The sequence below is a fragment of the Bacillus yapensis genome, from assembly GCF_005280205.1.
In the GTDB taxonomy this organism is placed as follows: domain Bacteria; phylum Bacillota; class Bacilli; order Bacillales; family Cytobacillaceae; genus Robertmurraya; species Robertmurraya yapensis.
Window position 1 is genome coordinate 1 of the sequence record NZ_SUND01000007.1, and the last position, 16,577, is coordinate 16,577.

Annotated in this window: 17 protein-coding genes; 7 read left to right on the forward strand and 10 right to left on the reverse strand. The window is 38.4% G+C overall.

Going from position 1 to position 16,577, the window contains the following annotated elements:
* Positions 1-154: 154 nt before the first annotated feature.
* The gene (locus FAR12_RS09875; RefSeq protein WP_126408539.1) at positions 155-1,297 is read right to left on the reverse strand and encodes a trans-sulfuration enzyme family protein; all 1,143 of its coding nucleotides are present in this window, start codon (positions 1,295-1,297) and stop codon (positions 155-157) included.
* A 113-nt stretch (positions 1,298-1,410) separates the two neighbouring features.
* Positions 1,411-2,913 carry a DHA2 family efflux MFS transporter permease subunit gene (locus tag FAR12_RS09880; RefSeq protein ID WP_126408540.1) on the reverse strand — a complete coding sequence of 501 codons (1,503 nt, stop codon included), beginning with the start codon at positions 2,911-2,913 and terminating at the stop codon, positions 1,411-1,413.
* A gap of 224 nt (positions 2,914-3,137) precedes the next feature.
* On the opposite strand from FAR12_RS09880, the gene FAR12_RS09885 reads away from it, so the two are divergent.
* On the forward strand, positions 3,138-4,013 hold the full coding sequence (locus FAR12_RS09885) for a TetR/AcrR family transcriptional regulator (RefSeq protein WP_126408541.1): 876 nt from the start codon (positions 3,138-3,140) through the stop codon (positions 4,011-4,013).
* A 30-nt stretch (positions 4,014-4,043) separates the two neighbouring features.
* On the opposite strand, the gene FAR12_RS09890 is transcribed toward FAR12_RS09885, so the two are convergent.
* The 7 genes from FAR12_RS09890 to glsA all read right to left on the reverse strand — a co-directional run bounded on the left by FAR12_RS09890 (position 4,044) and on the right by glsA (position 10,926).
* Positions 4,044-4,895: an MBL fold metallo-hydrolase gene (locus FAR12_RS09890; RefSeq protein WP_126408542.1), complete on the reverse strand. Its 852-nt coding sequence runs from the start codon at positions 4,893-4,895 to the stop codon at positions 4,044-4,046.
* Positions 4,896-4,998: 103 nt separating this feature from the next.
* A complete protein-coding gene (locus FAR12_RS09895) occupies positions 4,999-5,892 on the reverse strand; it encodes a glycine betaine ABC transporter substrate-binding protein (RefSeq protein ID WP_126408543.1) in 894 nt (297 codons plus the stop codon).
* A gap of 11 nt (positions 5,893-5,903) precedes the next feature.
* Positions 5,904-6,737, reverse strand: coding sequence for an ABC transporter permease (locus FAR12_RS09900; protein ID WP_126408544.1), 834 nt, complete (start codon positions 6,735-6,737; stop codon positions 5,904-5,906).
* Positions 6,738-7,946 carry a glycine betaine/L-proline ABC transporter ATP-binding protein ProV gene (proV, locus tag FAR12_RS09905; protein WP_126408545.1) on the reverse strand — a complete coding sequence of 403 codons (1,209 nt, stop codon included), beginning with the start codon at positions 7,944-7,946 and terminating at the stop codon, positions 6,738-6,740.
* Between the two features lie 238 nt (positions 7,947-8,184).
* A complete protein-coding gene (locus FAR12_RS09910; RefSeq protein ID WP_126408546.1) occupies positions 8,185-8,949 on the reverse strand; it encodes an ABC transporter permease in 765 nt (254 codons plus the stop codon).
* Positions 8,946-9,674, reverse strand: a complete 729-nt coding sequence (locus FAR12_RS09915) for an ABC transporter ATP-binding protein (protein WP_126408547.1) — start codon at positions 9,672-9,674, stop codon at positions 8,946-8,948. Before FAR12_RS09915 ends, FAR12_RS09910 begins: the two co-directional genes overlap by 4 nt.
* A gap of 322 nt (positions 9,675-9,996) precedes the next feature.
* Positions 9,997-10,926 carry a glutaminase A gene (glsA, locus tag FAR12_RS09920; RefSeq protein WP_126408548.1) on the reverse strand — a complete coding sequence of 310 codons (930 nt, stop codon included), beginning with the start codon at positions 10,924-10,926 and terminating at the stop codon, positions 9,997-9,999.
* A gap of 117 nt (positions 10,927-11,043) precedes the next feature.
* Here glsA and FAR12_RS09925 point away from each other — a divergent pair, with 117 nt between their 5' ends.
* The 5 genes from FAR12_RS09925 (at position 11,044) to FAR12_RS09945 (ending at position 15,449) form a co-directional block, all read left to right on the forward strand.
* Entirely contained in the window at positions 11,044-11,946 is a 903-nt protein-coding gene (locus FAR12_RS09925) for an ABC transporter permease subunit (RefSeq protein ID WP_126408549.1), read from the forward strand.
* Positions 11,943-12,842, forward strand: coding sequence for a peptide ABC transporter permease (locus tag FAR12_RS09930; RefSeq protein WP_126408550.1), 900 nt, complete (start codon positions 11,943-11,945; stop codon positions 12,840-12,842). Before FAR12_RS09925 ends, FAR12_RS09930 begins: the two co-directional genes overlap by 4 nt.
* Before the next feature lie 12 nt (positions 12,843-12,854).
* Positions 12,855-13,742, forward strand: coding sequence for an ABC transporter permease subunit (locus FAR12_RS09935; RefSeq protein WP_126408551.1), 888 nt, complete (start codon positions 12,855-12,857; stop codon positions 13,740-13,742).
* Complete coding sequence (locus tag FAR12_RS09940) at positions 13,739-14,638, forward strand: peptide ABC transporter permease (RefSeq protein WP_126408552.1); 900 nt, start codon at positions 13,739-13,741, stop codon at positions 14,636-14,638. The genes FAR12_RS09935 and FAR12_RS09940 overlap by 4 nt, the downstream gene beginning before the upstream one ends.
* A gap of 193 nt (positions 14,639-14,831) precedes the next feature.
* A complete protein-coding gene (locus FAR12_RS09945; protein ID WP_126408553.1) occupies positions 14,832-15,449 on the forward strand; it encodes a class I SAM-dependent methyltransferase in 618 nt (205 codons plus the stop codon).
* A gap of 25 nt (positions 15,450-15,474) precedes the next feature.
* On the opposite strand, the gene FAR12_RS09950 is transcribed toward FAR12_RS09945, so the two are convergent.
* Positions 15,475-15,897 carry a hypothetical protein gene (locus tag FAR12_RS09950; RefSeq protein ID WP_126408554.1) on the reverse strand — a complete coding sequence of 141 codons (423 nt, stop codon included), beginning with the start codon at positions 15,895-15,897 and terminating at the stop codon, positions 15,475-15,477.
* A gap of 162 nt (positions 15,898-16,059) precedes the next feature.
* Here FAR12_RS09950 and FAR12_RS09955 point away from each other — a divergent pair, with 162 nt between their 5' ends.
* Positions 16,060-16,539, forward strand: a complete 480-nt coding sequence (locus tag FAR12_RS09955; protein WP_126408555.1) for a glutathione peroxidase — start codon at positions 16,060-16,062, stop codon at positions 16,537-16,539.
* Positions 16,540-16,577 lie beyond the last annotated feature (38 nt).

The window sequence follows — 16,577 nt, forward strand, 5'->3', positions numbered from 1 at the left end:
TTTAGATTTCGGTTTGACGGCCAAGATCTATTATAACGATTGGAGATTTTTTTGTTTATTAATACAACTCTAGAAGTTTCGTTTTCACACACGCAGAGCGTGTGGTTTAAAAAGCATAATAAAAAGCGTACCCGCGGTGGTACGCTTTTGTATATTATGATAATGAATTTCGAATTGCCTCTTCAAAAACTTGAATGATATCATCGGCATGTTCAATTCCAACAGAGATTCTTATGACGTTGTTTGTAATTCCTAATGCCTCTTGCGCTTCCTTCGGTAGAGCACGGTGAGACGTTTTTAATGGATGAGATACTGTTGTTTCCACTCCAGCCAAAGTTGGTGCAATTTTCACCCATGAAAGGGATTTAAAAAACTGATTTACATCAACTTGCTGACCTAACTCAATTGTCACCATTGCTCCATATCCTTCTTCCGCTTCTTGGAAAGGATAGTATGCCTTCGAGATATATTTATTCTCTCTTAATGCCTCCGCTAACTTCCTAGCGTTATACGATTGACTCTTCATGCGTAGTGCTAATGTTTTTAGACCACGGCAAGTTAACCATGCTTCAAATGGACTGACATTTGCTCCTAAATTAACAACCTTTGCTCTCGCTTTCGTTAGTAAATCTTCTCTACCGACAAGGACACCTGAGGTTACGTCACTATGACCTCCAATATATTTTGTTGCACTATGAACAACCATGTCTACTCCTAGTAAATAAGGATTACTATGATATGGCGTTGCAAATGTATTATCGACAAGCGTCATCAAATCATATTTCTTTGCTAACGCTACGACAGATTCTAAGTCCTCTACTCTCAAAAATGGATTTGTAATCGATTCGGTATATAAAAGCTTTGTATTCGGTTGGATTGCTTTTTCCACTAAAGAAAGATCCAAAAAAGAAACAAAGGTTGTTTCAATTCCTAAATCATGTAGTTCTGCTTTTAATAAATGAAAGCTCCCACCATATAAGTCATCTGCTGCGACGATATGGTCTCCACTTTTAACAGCAGCAAGAACTCCTGCTAAAATGGCTGATAATCCAGATGATGTGGCAATGCCCTCTGGTGCACCTTCAATTGCAGCTACTGCTTTCCCTAGCTCATCAGGGTTTGGATTTCCTGTACGCGAATACAAGTAATTTCCTTCGCCTTGATAGTAGCCTTCTAATTCATCTAGATCAGCAAATGTAAATGCAGAAGTTTGATAAATCGGAGTCACCTTACTTTTAATCGGCTTGTCACTTTTTTTCACACTATGTAGTAGCATTGTTTCAAACTTCTTCGTCATTCTAAGCACCTTCTTATGTAGAATTGATTTACTTAATCAAAAACCATTTTTAAGAATTTTTCAAGAAAAAAATTTTATCAAGAAAAAAAGAAGAGGACAGGTCCCCTTCTTCATTAATTCTCTGCTAATTTAGTTTGAACTTGTGCCTTTGGTTTTTCTTGAATTGGGTCTTCTGCTGGAGTTGACCGTTTAATAAAGAAAGAAAGAACTAGTGCGACAGCCGCAATGATAGAAGCTACAAAGAACGCATCGTTGATTCCTTCAAGCATCGCTTGTGCTTGGAGTTGCGCCATAACAGCTTCTGTTGGTGGAGCTGTTAAGGACTTTGCCATTTCTGTTGCATGTGTTTCAGTACGATTCGACATGACCGTAACCAATAGGGCTGTTCCGATCGCACCAGAAACTTGGTTTAATGTATTATTCATGGCAGTACCATGTGGATAAAATCTTCTTGGTAGCTGATTCAAACCGTTTGTGGATACCGGCATCATTACCATTGACATACCAAACATACGAACTGCGTGTAGCAGCATCAAGTGTTGATAGCTCATTTCCAAAGTTAGATTACTGAATAAATAAGTTGTAATAACCAAAATCGTTAACCCAATAACAGCTAATATTCTTCCGCCAATTTTGTCGAATAGTCTACCATTGATTGGTGACATCAATGCCATCGCAAGTGCCCCTGGTAACATTAACAATCCGGCATCCATCGGAGAAATCCCTCTTAGTGTTTGAACGTAAATGGGAACTAAAAGCATTCCGGCAAACATTGCCATGTTCACTACCATAGTAATGGAAGAAGACAAAGCAAACATTGGATAACTAAACACATGGAAATTAAGCATTGGTCTTTCTAACTTAGATTGACGGACGATAAACCAAATAAGACAAATTACCCCAACTGGAAGAGCAATATATACATGTGGACTATCCCAGCCTTTACTTCCAGCTGAGCTGAATCCATACAAAATCCCACCAAAACCTAAGCATGATAAGATAAGGGAAAAGAAATCAAGACTGATATTAACTTTTTCCTTTTTATCCTTAAGTAAGAATAATCCGATGATAAAGATTGCAGCAGCAATAGGTGTTACAAAATGGAAAAGCATTCTCCAATCATAATGCTCAATAATCCATCCTGATAGTGTAGGTCCAATTGCTGGTGCAGCCATAAGAATTAGACCAAACATTCCCATTGCAGCTCCCCTTTTTTCCACTGGGAAGCTTACAAGCATTACATTCATTAATAGTGGCATCATAATCGCTGAACCTGATGCCTGTAACATACGTCCAGTTAATAGTACTGGAAAAACATGCGCCATTCCGGCAACAATGGTTCCGATTGTAAATAACCCCATCGCCACTAAGAAGAGTCTGCGAACAGTGTATTTTTCAATTAAAAAGGCTGTAGCTGGGATTAAAATTCCATTAACAAGCATAAATCCAGTTGTTAACCACTGAACAGTTGCTGTATCAATTTCCAACTCAACCATGATAGATGGTAAAGCAATATTTAATAATGTATTGTTTAAAAAAGCAATAAATGCTCCAATCATTAAAACGGCAATGATTCCATAAGGTGGACGATCCGTCTGTTTCAAAGATTGTTCCATAGTCATACCCCCTGTTAGACGCATAGTCTATATTATTGTACTGTTATTTCACATAAGACATATCATATACCAGCAGTTCATGAATTGCAATTAAAAGATTTTCTATTATAGTTTAATTTGAGTAGAACAAGAAAAACATGTAATATCATAGTTATACTAGCAGTCTAATTAGAGCGCTTTCTTTATTTTAAATATAAGAAATCTATACAAATAGGTGATGAATTGTGAAGGACAGAAAGCAAAAAGTAATTAAAATGGCTCATCAATTGTTTATTGAAAAAGGATTTCAAGCCACATCGATTCAAGATATTCTAGATTATAGCGGAATTGCCAAAGGAACATTTTATAATTATTTTTCGTCTAAAAATGAATTATTAATCGCCCTAATTAAATCTCTTTATCAACAAATTGAAACAGAACGAGACGAATTGATAATTGGAAAGGATCCTACGGATATTGAAGTCTTCATCCAACAACTCGAGCTCCAATTAGAATTTAACCGTACGAATAATTTATATACTCTTTTTGAAGAAGTAATGATTTTAAATGATGATGAGCTCAAACAATTCATTCGAAAAAGTCACCTGAGAGTACTCAGATGGGCTTACGGAAGATTCCTATCTATTTTTGGAGAAGAGAAAAAACCCTATTTGTTAGATTGTGCTATTTCTTTCTTTGGGATTTTAAACCATAATTACAAATATAATTTTGTCGCTGAAAAATCTCCAAGTACGATGTACAGAGTTGTTCGCTATAGTGTGAATCGATTGGTGAAAATGGTTGATGAGGTCGCCGAATCTGGAGAACAGTTACTTCGTCCGGAGCTTTTAGATTCTTGGGCCCCAGAAGGAAGTAATCATAAGAAAGCATTTCAGCAAGAGTTACAAAATATCATTCTTGTGCTGAAAAAATCACTGGATCGCAATCCAGATGCGAGAAAATATGCCGAGCTTCTCGATTTCATATATGATGAGCTAGTCGATGAAAAGGAGCCTCGCCATTTCTTAGTGGAGAGTGCACTTACCTCTTTAAAAAAAGAAAAAATACTTTGTAAAACTGATGAGTTTAAGAGACTTGAGGCGTTAACCATTAAAGCTTGAGGCGAAAGTATTTCGCCTCTTTTTTTGCCTCTAATGCAATTCCCCATCCACATACTTTCCATATCGAGGGACAGCAATTGAATCAAATTCACGAACTAATAACTCTAGATTTTCCGTTAGTAAATCTCCAGACATCGGCAATCCATGCCCTGTGACTGCTACGGAAGGGTGTAAATCCCTTAATTTCGTTACAGATTCTTTTGCCGCTTGCCAATCTGTCGTTAAATACCGTGGAGGACCGCTTATCTCCTGTTTTTGGGTGAGAACTTTGTATAAGTATTCTTGTTTAACCGTTACAAAGGCATCGCCTACAATTAATGTTCTATCTCCTTCTCTAAAAAAGGAAACATGGCCAGGGGTATGCCCGGGTGTATGTATCCACTTAAATCCAGGCATATTCGGAACTGTTCCGTCATCTGGAAGCTTATTCACACGCCGACCTAAATCAATCGGTTCATTCGGAAACATTGGCGACATTTTCGCTACCATTCCCCCTTCGACCGTTGAATCTGGCTCTGGATAACTCTGTTGACCTGTTAAAAAAGGGAATTCCAATTCGTGTGCATAAACTGGAACATCCCAATGCTCCAGTAGCTCAATGATTGCTCCTACATGATCAAAATGACCATGGGTTAAAATAATCGCTTTTGGTCGACTTCCTTCCCCAAATCGCTCTTCAGTTACCGAAATGATTTCCTCAGCAGAACCTGGCATTCCTGCATCAACCAAAACAAACCCCTGCGAATCTCCGACTAGAACAATATTAACAATTTGGATTGTGTGACAGTAGATATCATGTAGAACCTGCAACCCCACTCCACTACCAATTGAAGTTGCCGGAATAAATTTATAATCATCACCGTAGTGTATTCCTTTTTCCATGTGGGAGCCTCCTTTAAATCGAACGTCATGGTTATTGTCCCACTGGTAAAAAAATCTATAACAAAAATGGTGCCTAGATCGAAATCTAAGCACCACTCCAAAATTATTTTAAATCTTCAATTGAATCTACATCCATATAAGCTGGAACAACAAGACCAATTGCTGCTCCTTCTAAGTTAGGACCAAGATCCTCGACCTTGTCACCATACTCTTCCATATAAGAAGCATGCGTTCCTGGTAACCAAGCTGCCACCATTCCATCCGCATCCCCTTCAGCTACAGCGGCAAACATCGGACCTGCATCAAGCTGAAGTAATTCTACTTCATAGCCAATGCTTTCTAATACTTTCGCAACTACATTCGTACTAGCAATTTCTGAATCCCATGCTACGTACGCAAGTTTAATTTTTTCACCATCGACTTCTTCAGCACCTGCAGTCCACTCTGACACTATGTCACTGTTATCTTTAACCCAAGCAGCTGCTGCTTCCTCGGGATCAGCTCCATCTTGAATCTCAACCATCACTTGTGCCATATCATCTGGAGTCCAGAAAAATTGATCCAACACAGTATGTGCACTTGGCTGATCATCCTTTAAGCCTTGACGTACAAGTGTTTGAATGACTTCCGCTTCCCCATAGACCCCTTTTGGATCCTCTAAGTATTTCAAATCAAATTTAGCGAACTTCCAGTGTGGCGTCCAACCAGTTACAATGATTGGTTCCTCATTTTCATAAGCCTTTTGAAGCTCAGAAGCCATGGCAGCAGATGATGACTCCACTACTTCCCAATCTGCTAAATTTTCATATTCTGATAGAGCTGTCTCAGTTGCTTGCATGATGCCTGCACCTGGCTCGATCCCAATAATTTTGTAATCGACTTGCTCACCGATAGAACCCGAAGCTTCTTCTCCATTGCTTTCACCACTTCCACTACAAGCAGCTAACATCATAGTAATTACTAGAACGATTGACCATAATAGCTTTTTCTTTAACAAAAAATCTCCCCCTACTTTCGTTTTTTCATTCCTATATTTTGAGAAAACCGGTCTAACACAATCGCTAAAATAACAATAGCTAAACCAGCTTCAAAACCAACACCTACTTTAATTTGTGTGACAGCACGATACACATCGGCTCCAAGTCCTGGTGCTCCTACAAGTGCAGCCATTACGACCATAGAAAGTGATAACATAACACTTTGGTTAACCCCTGCCATAATCGTTGGTGTTGCCAATGGTAGCTGTACTTTTAATAATTTCTGATTCGTTGTTGAACCAAATGCGTTCGCTGCTTCGATTAAGTCCTCCGGAACTTGACGAATTCCTAAGTTCGTAAGACGAATTGTTGGTGGCATCGCAAAAATAACGGACGCAATAATCCCTGGTACCATTCCAATTCCGAAAAATAATATAGCCGGAATTAAATAGACAAAGGCAGGCATCGTCTGCATGAAGTCTAATATTGGAGTCATGATATTTTTGGCAGTATCATTTTGGGAAATCCATATCCCAATCGGAACACCTATAATAATGGAAATTACAACGGATGTTAACACGAGAGCTAATGTATCGATGGTTCCATCCCAATATCCGAGGTTATAGATTAATAGAAGACCAATCGCTGTAAAAAGCGCATTTGTCCATTTACTTACCCATAGGGTAATAGCGGCGAATATAATGATGAGAAGTGCTGGAGGAATAGATGATAAAATCCAGACAATAAACTCTACAAATCCCCCAATTCCGTCTGTCACAAGATCGAAAAAGGGCTCTAATTTATCTTGAAGGAGATCAACAAATGTATCTACCCAATCTCCCAAGGGTATTTTCGGTATTGACAATTACTTCACCTCATTTCCGTTTAGTTGAATATCATCGCCTGCAAGTGCTGCTAACACAGCACCTCGTACAACAATACCCTTTAAGCGATTTTGTTCATCTACCACCGCTACCGGCAACGAGGCTGTTGCTACTTGTTCAAACATATCCGCAATCAAAGTATCTGGTGTGACTGTCTGTATATCTCGAACCATGATATCTTCAATCGTTTTACCGCTTTTTAGTGCATCTGAAGCATCTTCTGCTGTAATGGCACCAACTAGTATTTGTTTTTTATCCACTACATAAAGACTTGAAATCTTTGCATCCTTCATAATCTGTAAAGCGACTCTTACACCTCGGTCTGAGAGAATCATTTCTGGACGCTTCATCACATGGGCTGCTGTTAAAACCTTAGACAAGTCTACGTCCTCAACAAACCGTTCGACATAATCATTCGCTGGATTCATTAAGATTTCTTCTGGCGTTCCCACCTGAACGATTGACCCGTCCTTCATGAGCGCAATTCGATCACCAATGCGCAACGCCTCATCTAAATCATGAGTAATAAAGATGATTGTTTTTTCCATCTTCTCTTGTAGCTCGAGTAATTCGTTTTGCATGTCTTTTCGAATTAATGGATCGAGCGCACTGAACGCTTCATCCATTAATAAAACATCAGGGTCATTAGCTAAGGCGCGGGCTAACCCAACACGTTGCTGCATTCCACCGCTAAGCTCGCTTGGATAACTATTTTCATAGCCTTCTAGACCGACTAATTTCAAAGCTTCAATCGCCTTTTCCCTTTGTTTCTTTTTGTCTACACCCTTAACTTCCAAACCATATTCGGTATTGCTTAACACCGTACGATGTGGAAATAAAGCGAATCGCTGAAAAACCATACTGATTTTTGAACGGCGAACTTCTCTTAACTCATTGGGCTTCATTTTTACAATGTCCTGTCCATCAATCAACACTTGACCATCTGTCGGGTCGATTAATCGATTGAACATTCGGACTAATGTGGATTTACCACTCCCCGATAAGCCCATAATGACAAATATCTCTCCAGCTTTAACTTCAAAGCTTGCTTTATTGACCCCAACCGTCATCCCGGTTTTTTCGAGTATTTGCTTTTTGGTCATGCCTTCATTCAGTAATTTTACTCCATGCTGAGGAGCTTTTCCGAAGACCTTCGTAACATTCCGGACTTCGATTTTTGCATCACTCATACATTCACCTCTATCCTTCCAAAAAATAAACAGCCGTACTAATTAAGTATATACCTCTAAAAAATGCACAACAAACTCGATATATTGGGCTATTCTGTTAAATAACAGCCTGTCATTTTGTCAGCTGTATTCACCTGTCTTATTCTTAGAAATCAGCCCATATCCTTCCATATCCTCCCGATCGCTCCTGGTCGTTCTTGGAAAATCCTATTAAAAAGCCCATCACACCGATTAGGTATCATGGGCTTAAAAATCTATTTGGAACAAGCTGTTGTTCCTTGTTAAAAAGACTTGGATAAAGAAGAAACCCAAGGATAATTGCGGTCAAACTCGCTGCAGCCATAATGAGGAACACGATTAATAGTTGGAATTTAACCGCTTGAATCGGATCAGCACCAGCAATAATTTGTCCTGTCATCATACCAGGCAATTGTACAAGACCGATCGTTTTTTGTCCCTCGATCGTAGGAATTAAACTGGCTCTGATTGAATTCTTTAATATAGGGAAAATCGATTGCTTCACACTTCCACCTAGCGACAACACGAGTAGAATTTCTTCTTTTCTTAAATCTATTTCTGCCTGAAGTCGATTCAAAAATAAGTTTGCAATAATCATTGAGTTTCCAATAATCATGCCGCTAATGGAAATGATATATTGAGGAGTAGCTGGAACAATTTTTAAACCTAATAAAAATCCTTGCGTCACAATCTCTACGATTGAAATAGTGATAAAAATCTTCCAAAAAACAAAAGGAATATTCCTTCCTCGTTTTGCTGCATTCTGTGCCGCCACCAAAATCATTACAAGAAGCATAAGAATAATACCGAGTGGATGGTCAAAACCGAACACAGCATTTAGTATATAGCCGACTACAAGCAACTGAATCGTAGCTCGTACACATGTGATGATTATATCTTTTCCCAAACCTAATTTGAAAGCAGTGCTTAGAACGAGAGCTAAAATGACAAATATAAAACTCAAAATAATCGCTAGTAAACTCATTTTTTATCCCTCGACCTATTCAAAAATTCTTTCGTTCTTTGATCCTTTGGTTCAGAGAAAAATTGTTTAGTAGTTGCAGCCTCCACCAGTTGTCCATCCATAATGAACCAAGTCTGGTCCCCAACGCGTTCAGCCTGTGCCAAGTCATGCGTGACCCATAATATGGTCGTATTATGATCTTTGTTAATGGATAGAATCAACGCTTCGATCTCTTGAGCCGCTTTCGAATCGAGCGCAGAGGTGACTTCATCTAATAGTAGAACCGATGGTTGATTGACCAAAGTTCTCGCAAGCGACAATCTTTGCCGTTGTCCACCTGAAAGCTCCTTCGCTTCTCTATTTAATAGCTCTTCTGATAGTCCAACATAGTTCATATAGGTTTGCGGATTATCTAAGGTTCGTCCTTGCAGCTGCATCGGAAGTGACAAATTCTCAAGCACCGTCCCCTTCATCATCGGTCCTGACTGGAAGGCAATACCGACATAACGCCGAAGCTGTCTAACATCCCAATCGCGGATTTCCTTTCCACCTACATAGAGTTCCCCATCGTCCGGGGTTTGCAATAAATTGCAAAGAGACAGGATTGTACTTTTCCCAGAGCCTGATGGTCCAATAATGGTAAGAATCTCTCCCTTTTCTGCCTCTCCGTTAATTCCCTTTAGAACAGATACCCGTTCCCCTTGATTGATAAAAGATTTATGTATATTCTTTAATTCGATCTCCAACCGCGACTCACTTCCGTTATTAATAGATTCTTATACATCTGACTCTGTCTAAGTTGTGTGTTGAATTTATTACATTGAAAAATAGTCGGAAAATTTACCGCTATATCAAGAAATCCACCTATTTCCCTATAAATAAGCGGAATTTTTCCGATTAATCTATACATTTTTCATAATTTTAAGGCGTTTCAGGTCATTTAGCGGAAAATCTCCGCCTATTTCACCTAAAATCCATATTTTTTCAAAATAAACGGAATTTTTCTGGTTAAGTGGGTACACCTATCGAAAATCAAAAGATCAACAATGTACCATAATATAACCAAAACTAAAATATACTTAATTGATATTTTTCTGATAGCAGCTCCAATAGCTTAATACCGGCAATACTGTTTCCGATCTCATTTAAGGCAGGTCCAAAAACACCAATGCCAAATTTGCATGGAACAGCCCCCATAATTCCGCCGGATACACCGCTTTTAGCAGGAATGCCAATTTTAATGGCAAACTCACCAGATGCATTATACATTCCACATGTTACCATAAATGTCTTGCAAATGCGTGCTACATCTAAAGGAATAATTTGCTTTCCATTTATCGGGTCTACACCGTCCATCGCAAATACAAGTCCAATTCTTGCTAAATCCAAGCAGTTCATTTCAATTGCACATTGCTTTGTATACAGCTCCATTAATGGTTCAATGTCTTCTTTTATAATCTGATGCGCCTTTAAAAAATAGCATAAAGCTCGGTTTAGATGAGCCGTTTCATATTCGGATTGAGCGACTTCTTCACAATAACTAACAGACGGATCACCGGATAGAGTTCGAATAAATGATGCCAGCCGCTCAAACCTTTCTCCAATCGAATTCCCCTTGATCATATGGGTAACAACTAATGCTCCTGCATTGATCATTGGGTTTAACGGCTTTGCCACCGCCATTGTTTCCAGTTTGATAATCGAGTTGAACGGGTCCCCTGTTGGTTCCATTCCTACACGCTCAAACACGTAATCTCTTCCTCTATCGATCAGGACTAGAGCTAAGGCAATCACCTTTGAAATACTCTGCAACGTGAACTTTTTTTCAACATCTCCAGCAGAATAGCATGTCCCGTTTGGATAGTAGATCGCAATTGCCAAATCACAAGGATTAGCTCGTCCAAGCGCTGGTATATATTCTGCCACCTTGCCTTTTTCTGCGTATTTTCTTGCTTCTTCCACAAAACTGTTTAATTCTTCATTTGATTCGCATCCCATTTATATCACCTATGATAGTATTGGCAAAAATTATAGTAAAAATTGACTATAAAGGTATTTTTGTGAGAAAATAATTTTACAGAATATTCTATTTAAACAGACTTTTGGGAGGTTGCTATGGGGTGGGATTTGCTTAAAAGCTTTCTAGTTTTTCTACTAATTGTTGTAGGGTTCATTTTCATTCTCCTATTACCTCGAGAAATGGAAATTACACATCACGGCGGACTCGTTTTTACCGCTGACTTTCCTTTTACCTTCGATTTATTCAAGGAAAAAGTTCAAGACTTCATTCATCATTTCCAAACAGAAAAAGGATTTGGGGAAAATAAAATGGGCGTACCCATTTTAGAGGAATTACAGACCTTCCTTCAACGCGACTTACATATTATTATTCCAGCATTTTTCTTAGCGATATTTTTTGGGATGATACTTGGAATTATTCAATTTTATTTTCGTGAAAAATGGGTCGGGAGAATCCAAGCATTTTTATCATGGATCTTTTCCTCTATCCCTGACTTTTTCTTTTATATTGGACTTCAGTACATATTAATAAAATTGGTTGCCAACGGATACTTGCAAATGAATTTATTTGGAAATGATGATTGGTATAGCTTCATTTTGCCAATGATCGCCGTAACTATTTTTCCTATGCTCTTTATGATGAAATTCACTTCAACATCTCTCGAAAACGAGGTTGGACAAGACTATTTACGAACTGCACGTTCAAAAGGGCTACAGAGACTATTCATCCTCAAGCATATGCTTTGGAACTGCTGGCCCTCGATATTGAATCAAGCACAATTTGTCATGCTCTATATTTTGTCGAGCCTACCAATCATTGAAAAACTATCAAGCTACCAAGGAGCTGGATACCATTTACTAGATAGCATTTTTAAGAATGAAGACGTCCGTTCCTTAGCCTTTATGCTTCCTTATCTCGTCTTTATGTTTGCTACAGTTGTTTTATCAAAATTAGTTAAGCATTGGTTAGTGCCAATTAAGTCAGGAGCGTTACGATGAAAATCATTACTTTCATTAGACATCATTTTCTATTCTGTCTTGGGATGCTCATGTTCCTCATCCTTCTGTTCTTTACCTTCTTCGGAGAATATCTCCCTGGGATCGATCGAGACTTGAAAGAAATCGAATATATTTGGACGGATAAAAAAATCCCTCTTGCTCCGCCATTTGAGCCTTCAGAGGATTACTTATTAGGGACGGACCGTGATGGGCGCGACCTCCTTAGCTTAATTGTGATGGGCGCAAAGGAAACGTTATTGATCATCATCTCAATTACAATCATTCGTTATTTGATCGCGATTCCACTTGCTTTCTTGGCTCATAAAAAAAGCTTAGGCATCCACCACCTTGTCAGCTGGATGAACGGATTTTTATCCTATATACCTAGCATTATCTTAGTTATCTTGCTCGTTACCTTGCCACCAATCTTAACTTCAGAGACGCGTCTTCTTTATCTCATTATTGTTCTTGCGGCATTGGAAGTGGGACGAGTAGCCGAAATGTTTCGATTAGAATTCTCACAAATTGCTTCAAAAGAATTTGTGACCGGAGGTAATTCGATTGGCGTATCCAACTTTCGTTTGTTTAGAAAATATCTTCTGCCATTTCTCTATGGAAAGCTACTAATTAGTCTGGTCGGAGATATAGGAAAGGTTACGTTTTTACTTGGGCAAATTGGGTTTCTGGGAATCTTTATTACCCAAGTATTCGTCCAAGTCGATGCAGGGCAATTCGCATTTTTTAATACTTCTTTAGCTTGGCCAATGCTTTTGTTAAATTCCTACAATGACATCCGCTCAGCTATTTGGATTCCATTCTTTCCAGCACTAGCCATGACATATGTCATTTTCACTTTTAATATACTGTCTCAAGGAATTCAGAAGCTTGCGAAATAATAGGAGGTTCTTATGGGTTGGGATTTTCTAAAAAGTTCGTTTGTCTTTGTCTTAATTGTCTTAGGCTTTATTCTCCTCCTTCTCGCACCAAGAATCATGACGGTACATAATCTAGGAGGCTACTACACTCCAAAAACTGAAATGTCCTACAAAGAAAATATCCAAGCCTTCATCCATGACTTTCAAACGGATGGATTTGGTGAAAACCGCTATGGTACGAGAGTACTCGACGAATTAAAAGTATTCATAAAAAGAGATCTCATGATCGTGATTCCATCATTTCTCTTAAGCATCCTAGGCGGAATCTTTCTTGGAATCGTTCAATTTCAATTTAGAGAAAGTCCTTTTGGAAAAATCCAAGCTTTTTTCTCATGGATTTTCTCTTCTGTACCAGACTTTTTTTTCTATATTGCGATGCAATATGCTCTAATCAAATTGTTTTACGTTGGTTTGCCACAGTTTAATCTGTACGGCAGTGACAAATGGTATAGCTTTATTTTGCCAATGATTGCTGTAACACTCTATCCGATGTTGCATATGAGCAAATACACATTCACTTCTCTTGAAAATGAAGTTGGTCAGGATTATTTAAGAACCGCCTATGCAAAAGGATTAAGAACACTAGGTGTACTCAAGCATTTGATATGGAACTGCTTAAGCTCTTTGTTGAATCAGACACAATTTGTCATGCTTTATATTTTAACGAGTTTATTCATTATCGAAAAGCTATCAAACTACTTTGGTGCTGGATACCATCTTTATGGAACGATGATCAACAATGAAGATCCTCGAACATTAGCATTTATACTCCCATATTTATTGATTATGTTCGCAACCATTATTCTTACCAAGATCTGTAGGCGTTGGTTAGTACCTCAAAGATCAGGAGAGGCGCGATGAAAATACTAGTCTTTATTAAAAAGAATCCACTTTTCTCTCTTGGTACAGTCATGTTTTTCTTATTAGTATTTATCGCTTTATTTGGGAAGTATTTACCAGGAATTGATACGAGACTAGATGAAATCATTTTCCTAAGGGACGAGAACAATATTCCGTTTGCTCCACCCTTTGGACCTAACGAACGATTTCCGATCGGGACGGATCGATTAGGGAGAGATTTATTAAGCTTAATCGTTCTAGGAGCGAGAGAAACATTAATTGTCATAATTGCGATTGCCCTCATTCGGTACTTATTAGCGATTCCACTAGGCTTTTTTGCTCATAAAAATCGCTTTGGTGTGAATATCCTTTTGAATTGGATTAACGGATTCTTGTCCTATATTCCAACAATCATTATTGTTATTTTACTGGCTACCTTGCATCCTATTGTTCTATCAAAAATAAGACCGCTTTATCTTATCCTCATCATCGCAGCGCTAGAGGTTGGACGTGTTGCCGAAATGATTAAACTGGAATTGAATCAACTATCCACAAAGGAATTCATTACGGGAGGAAATGCAGTCGGAATCTCGAATTTTCGACTGTTAAAAAAATATTATATGCCATTTCTCTATGGAAAACTGCTTGTGAATTTCGTCGGTGATATTGGAAAAGTAATGTTTTTACTTGGACAATTAGGGTTTCTAGGAATCTTTATTTCTCATTCATTTATGCAAACTGATGCGGGTGTATCCGGGTTTGAGAACACCTCCCTCTCCTGGCCGACTCTCTTAACTGATGCTTTTCGAGATTTAAGAGGTGCGATATGGATTCCCTTCTATGCTTCACTAGCTATGACCTATGTGATTTTCACATTCAATATTTTGTCGCAGGGGATACAAAAATTATTGAAGTAAGAATGGTTCTACAAAAAATTTATCCAGTCAGTTCTGCTGTTGGTTCAATATTTATCCATGTTACGATTTGGGCAGAGCAGTAAATTGGTATTCTAAACGCTTCTTCCTAAGTAATTATTCTCAACTAACTTCTAGGTTGCAACAAATTTTGCTAAGATAGAGATCAATTAAGCTTTCAAGGAAGGAGCCCTTTATGATCGAATTTACGGGCGAACGAATTATTCCCGAGCTCATGAAGCCAACGAACGGGATGTTATTGGAACATATAGCGAGGTATCACTTTGCAATTTACTATGCGAAAGGTCGAGTGCTTGATTTTGCCTGTGGGAGTGGATTTGGAAGTAATATCATTGCCTCCGCTGCTAAAAAAGAAATCACCGAACTTATCGCAATCGATATAGATAAAGACGCCATCACTTATGCTAAAAGCAAATACTATCACCCATTAGTTACATTCCAGCAAGAAAATGCTGTGGACCCTACCCTTCCACAAAAATTAGGACAATTCGATGTAATTGTAAGCTTTGAGACTCTCGAGCATATTGCGGAAGAAAAGGAATTCTTGGAGAACATTTATCAAATGCTAAAACCCGGTGGGACCCTTGTCATTTCAACTCCAATTGGACAAGGTCGGGGCATGCCAACGAACGAACCCTTTCACGTTCACCAATTAACGAAGGATGAGTTCCATGAATTATTCTCTCGATATGACAAGGTAGAATTTTATTACCAACGAGGCGTATTAGTGGAGCCTGAACCTGGTCGTGAAGGTCGACATTATCCTTTTGGGATTGCTGTTTGCAAAAAATGAAAAAGAGAGCATCGAGCTCTCTTTTTTAATTTCCGTATAATTCCTTATAAGCAATAACCTTCAAGGCTAGCATTTCTTCTTCTGTTAACTTGCTTTGAACCTCTTGTAGAATTTCTTCTTTAGAAGCTGTACCCTCTTGAGCTTGTACGCGAATTTCATTCAATTCACTAATCCCAATTTTATTAATTAATGCGCGAGTAGCTTCTTCCTTTGTGGTAAAAGGTAACTCGCTCGTTTCAGCATTTTTTGCCTCTTCTATAAATGACTGAAGTTCCGGATCACTTTCAATGACCTGTTTGATTTCTTCCATTTGTCCACTTGTCTCAAGTTCACTCGTCATTTCATCCATTAATTTTTCAGAAGCCCAATTTGTCCCAAAATAATATATTCCATATCCGATAAGCCCTAAAACAACAATCGGTACTACTAGAAATTTAAAAATTTTCATTAACTCTTCCCCTCCAAATTAAAATCATACTACAAGTATTAGGAAAATGAAAAGAATCAGAAAACCTATTTTTCCAGATTCAAAGGACAAAGACTTTGCTTTTTATCGATAAATCATCTACGATTTAATCATAAACGATTCTCATTTTAGGAGGAAATGCGGATGACTACGATATATGATTTCTCTGTTAAAATGCCAAATGGCACGGAACAATCACTGAAAGATTACGAAGGCAAGACCCTCCTCATCGTCAACACTGCAAGTAAATGTGGATTCACGCCACAATTCGCAGGGCTTCAAGAGCTATATCTAAAATACAAGGATCAAGGTTTAGAAGTCCTCGGTTTTCCATGTAGTCAATTTCATAACCAAGAATTTGACAATATTGAAGAAACAACTGAATTTTGTCAGGTGAACTACGGGGTTACCTTTCCAATTTTCGCGAAAATCGATGTAAATGGAGAAAATGAAGATCCCCTGTATACTTTCTTAAAATCACAGAAAAACGGCGTCCTATCGAAAAATATCAAATGGAACTTCACCAAATTTTTAGTAGATAAGAGCGGACAGGTCGTTGAACGTTATGCTCCTACTACAGAACCAGAAAAAATAGAAAAAGATATCGCAGCATTATTATCATGATAAAGGGAGTGCTAATCGGCACTCCTATTTTTTTACCA

Coding starts and splice junctions, on each gene's coding strand:
- FAR12_RS09875 (WP_126408539.1), bottom strand. CDS start 1,297: ATGACGAAGAAGTTTGAAACAATGCTACTACATAGTGTGAAAAAAAGT.
- FAR12_RS09950 (WP_126408554.1), bottom strand. CDS start 15,897: ATGAAAATTTTTAAATTTCTAGTAGTACCGATTGTTGTTTTAGGGCTT.
- FAR12_RS09930 (WP_126408550.1), top strand. CDS start 11,943: ATGAAAATCATTACTTTCATTAGACATCATTTTCTATTCTGTCTTGGG.
- FAR12_RS09955 (WP_126408555.1), top strand. CDS start 16,060: ATGACTACGATATATGATTTCTCTGTTAAAATGCCAAATGGCACGGAA.
- FAR12_RS09890 (WP_126408542.1), bottom strand. CDS start 4,895: ATGGAAAAAGGAATACACTACGGTGATGATTATAAATTTATTCCGGCA.
- glsA (WP_126408548.1), bottom strand. CDS start 10,926: ATGGGATGCGAATCAAATGAAGAATTAAACAGTTTTGTGGAAGAAGCA.
- FAR12_RS09945 (WP_126408553.1), top strand. CDS start 14,832: ATGATCGAATTTACGGGCGAACGAATTATTCCCGAGCTCATGAAGCCA.
- FAR12_RS09910 (WP_126408546.1), bottom strand. CDS start 8,949: ATGAGTTTACTAGCGATTATTTTGAGTTTTATATTTGTCATTTTAGCT.
- FAR12_RS09940 (WP_126408552.1), top strand. CDS start 13,739: ATGAAAATACTAGTCTTTATTAAAAAGAATCCACTTTTCTCTCTTGGT.
- FAR12_RS09935 (WP_126408551.1), top strand. CDS start 12,855: ATGGGTTGGGATTTTCTAAAAAGTTCGTTTGTCTTTGTCTTAATTGTC.
- FAR12_RS09880 (WP_126408540.1), bottom strand. CDS start 2,913: ATGGAACAATCTTTGAAACAGACGGATCGTCCACCTTATGGAATCATT.
- FAR12_RS09925 (WP_126408549.1), top strand. CDS start 11,044: ATGGGGTGGGATTTGCTTAAAAGCTTTCTAGTTTTTCTACTAATTGTT.
- proV (WP_126408545.1), bottom strand. CDS start 7,946: ATGAGTGATGCAAAAATCGAAGTCCGGAATGTTACGAAGGTCTTCGGA.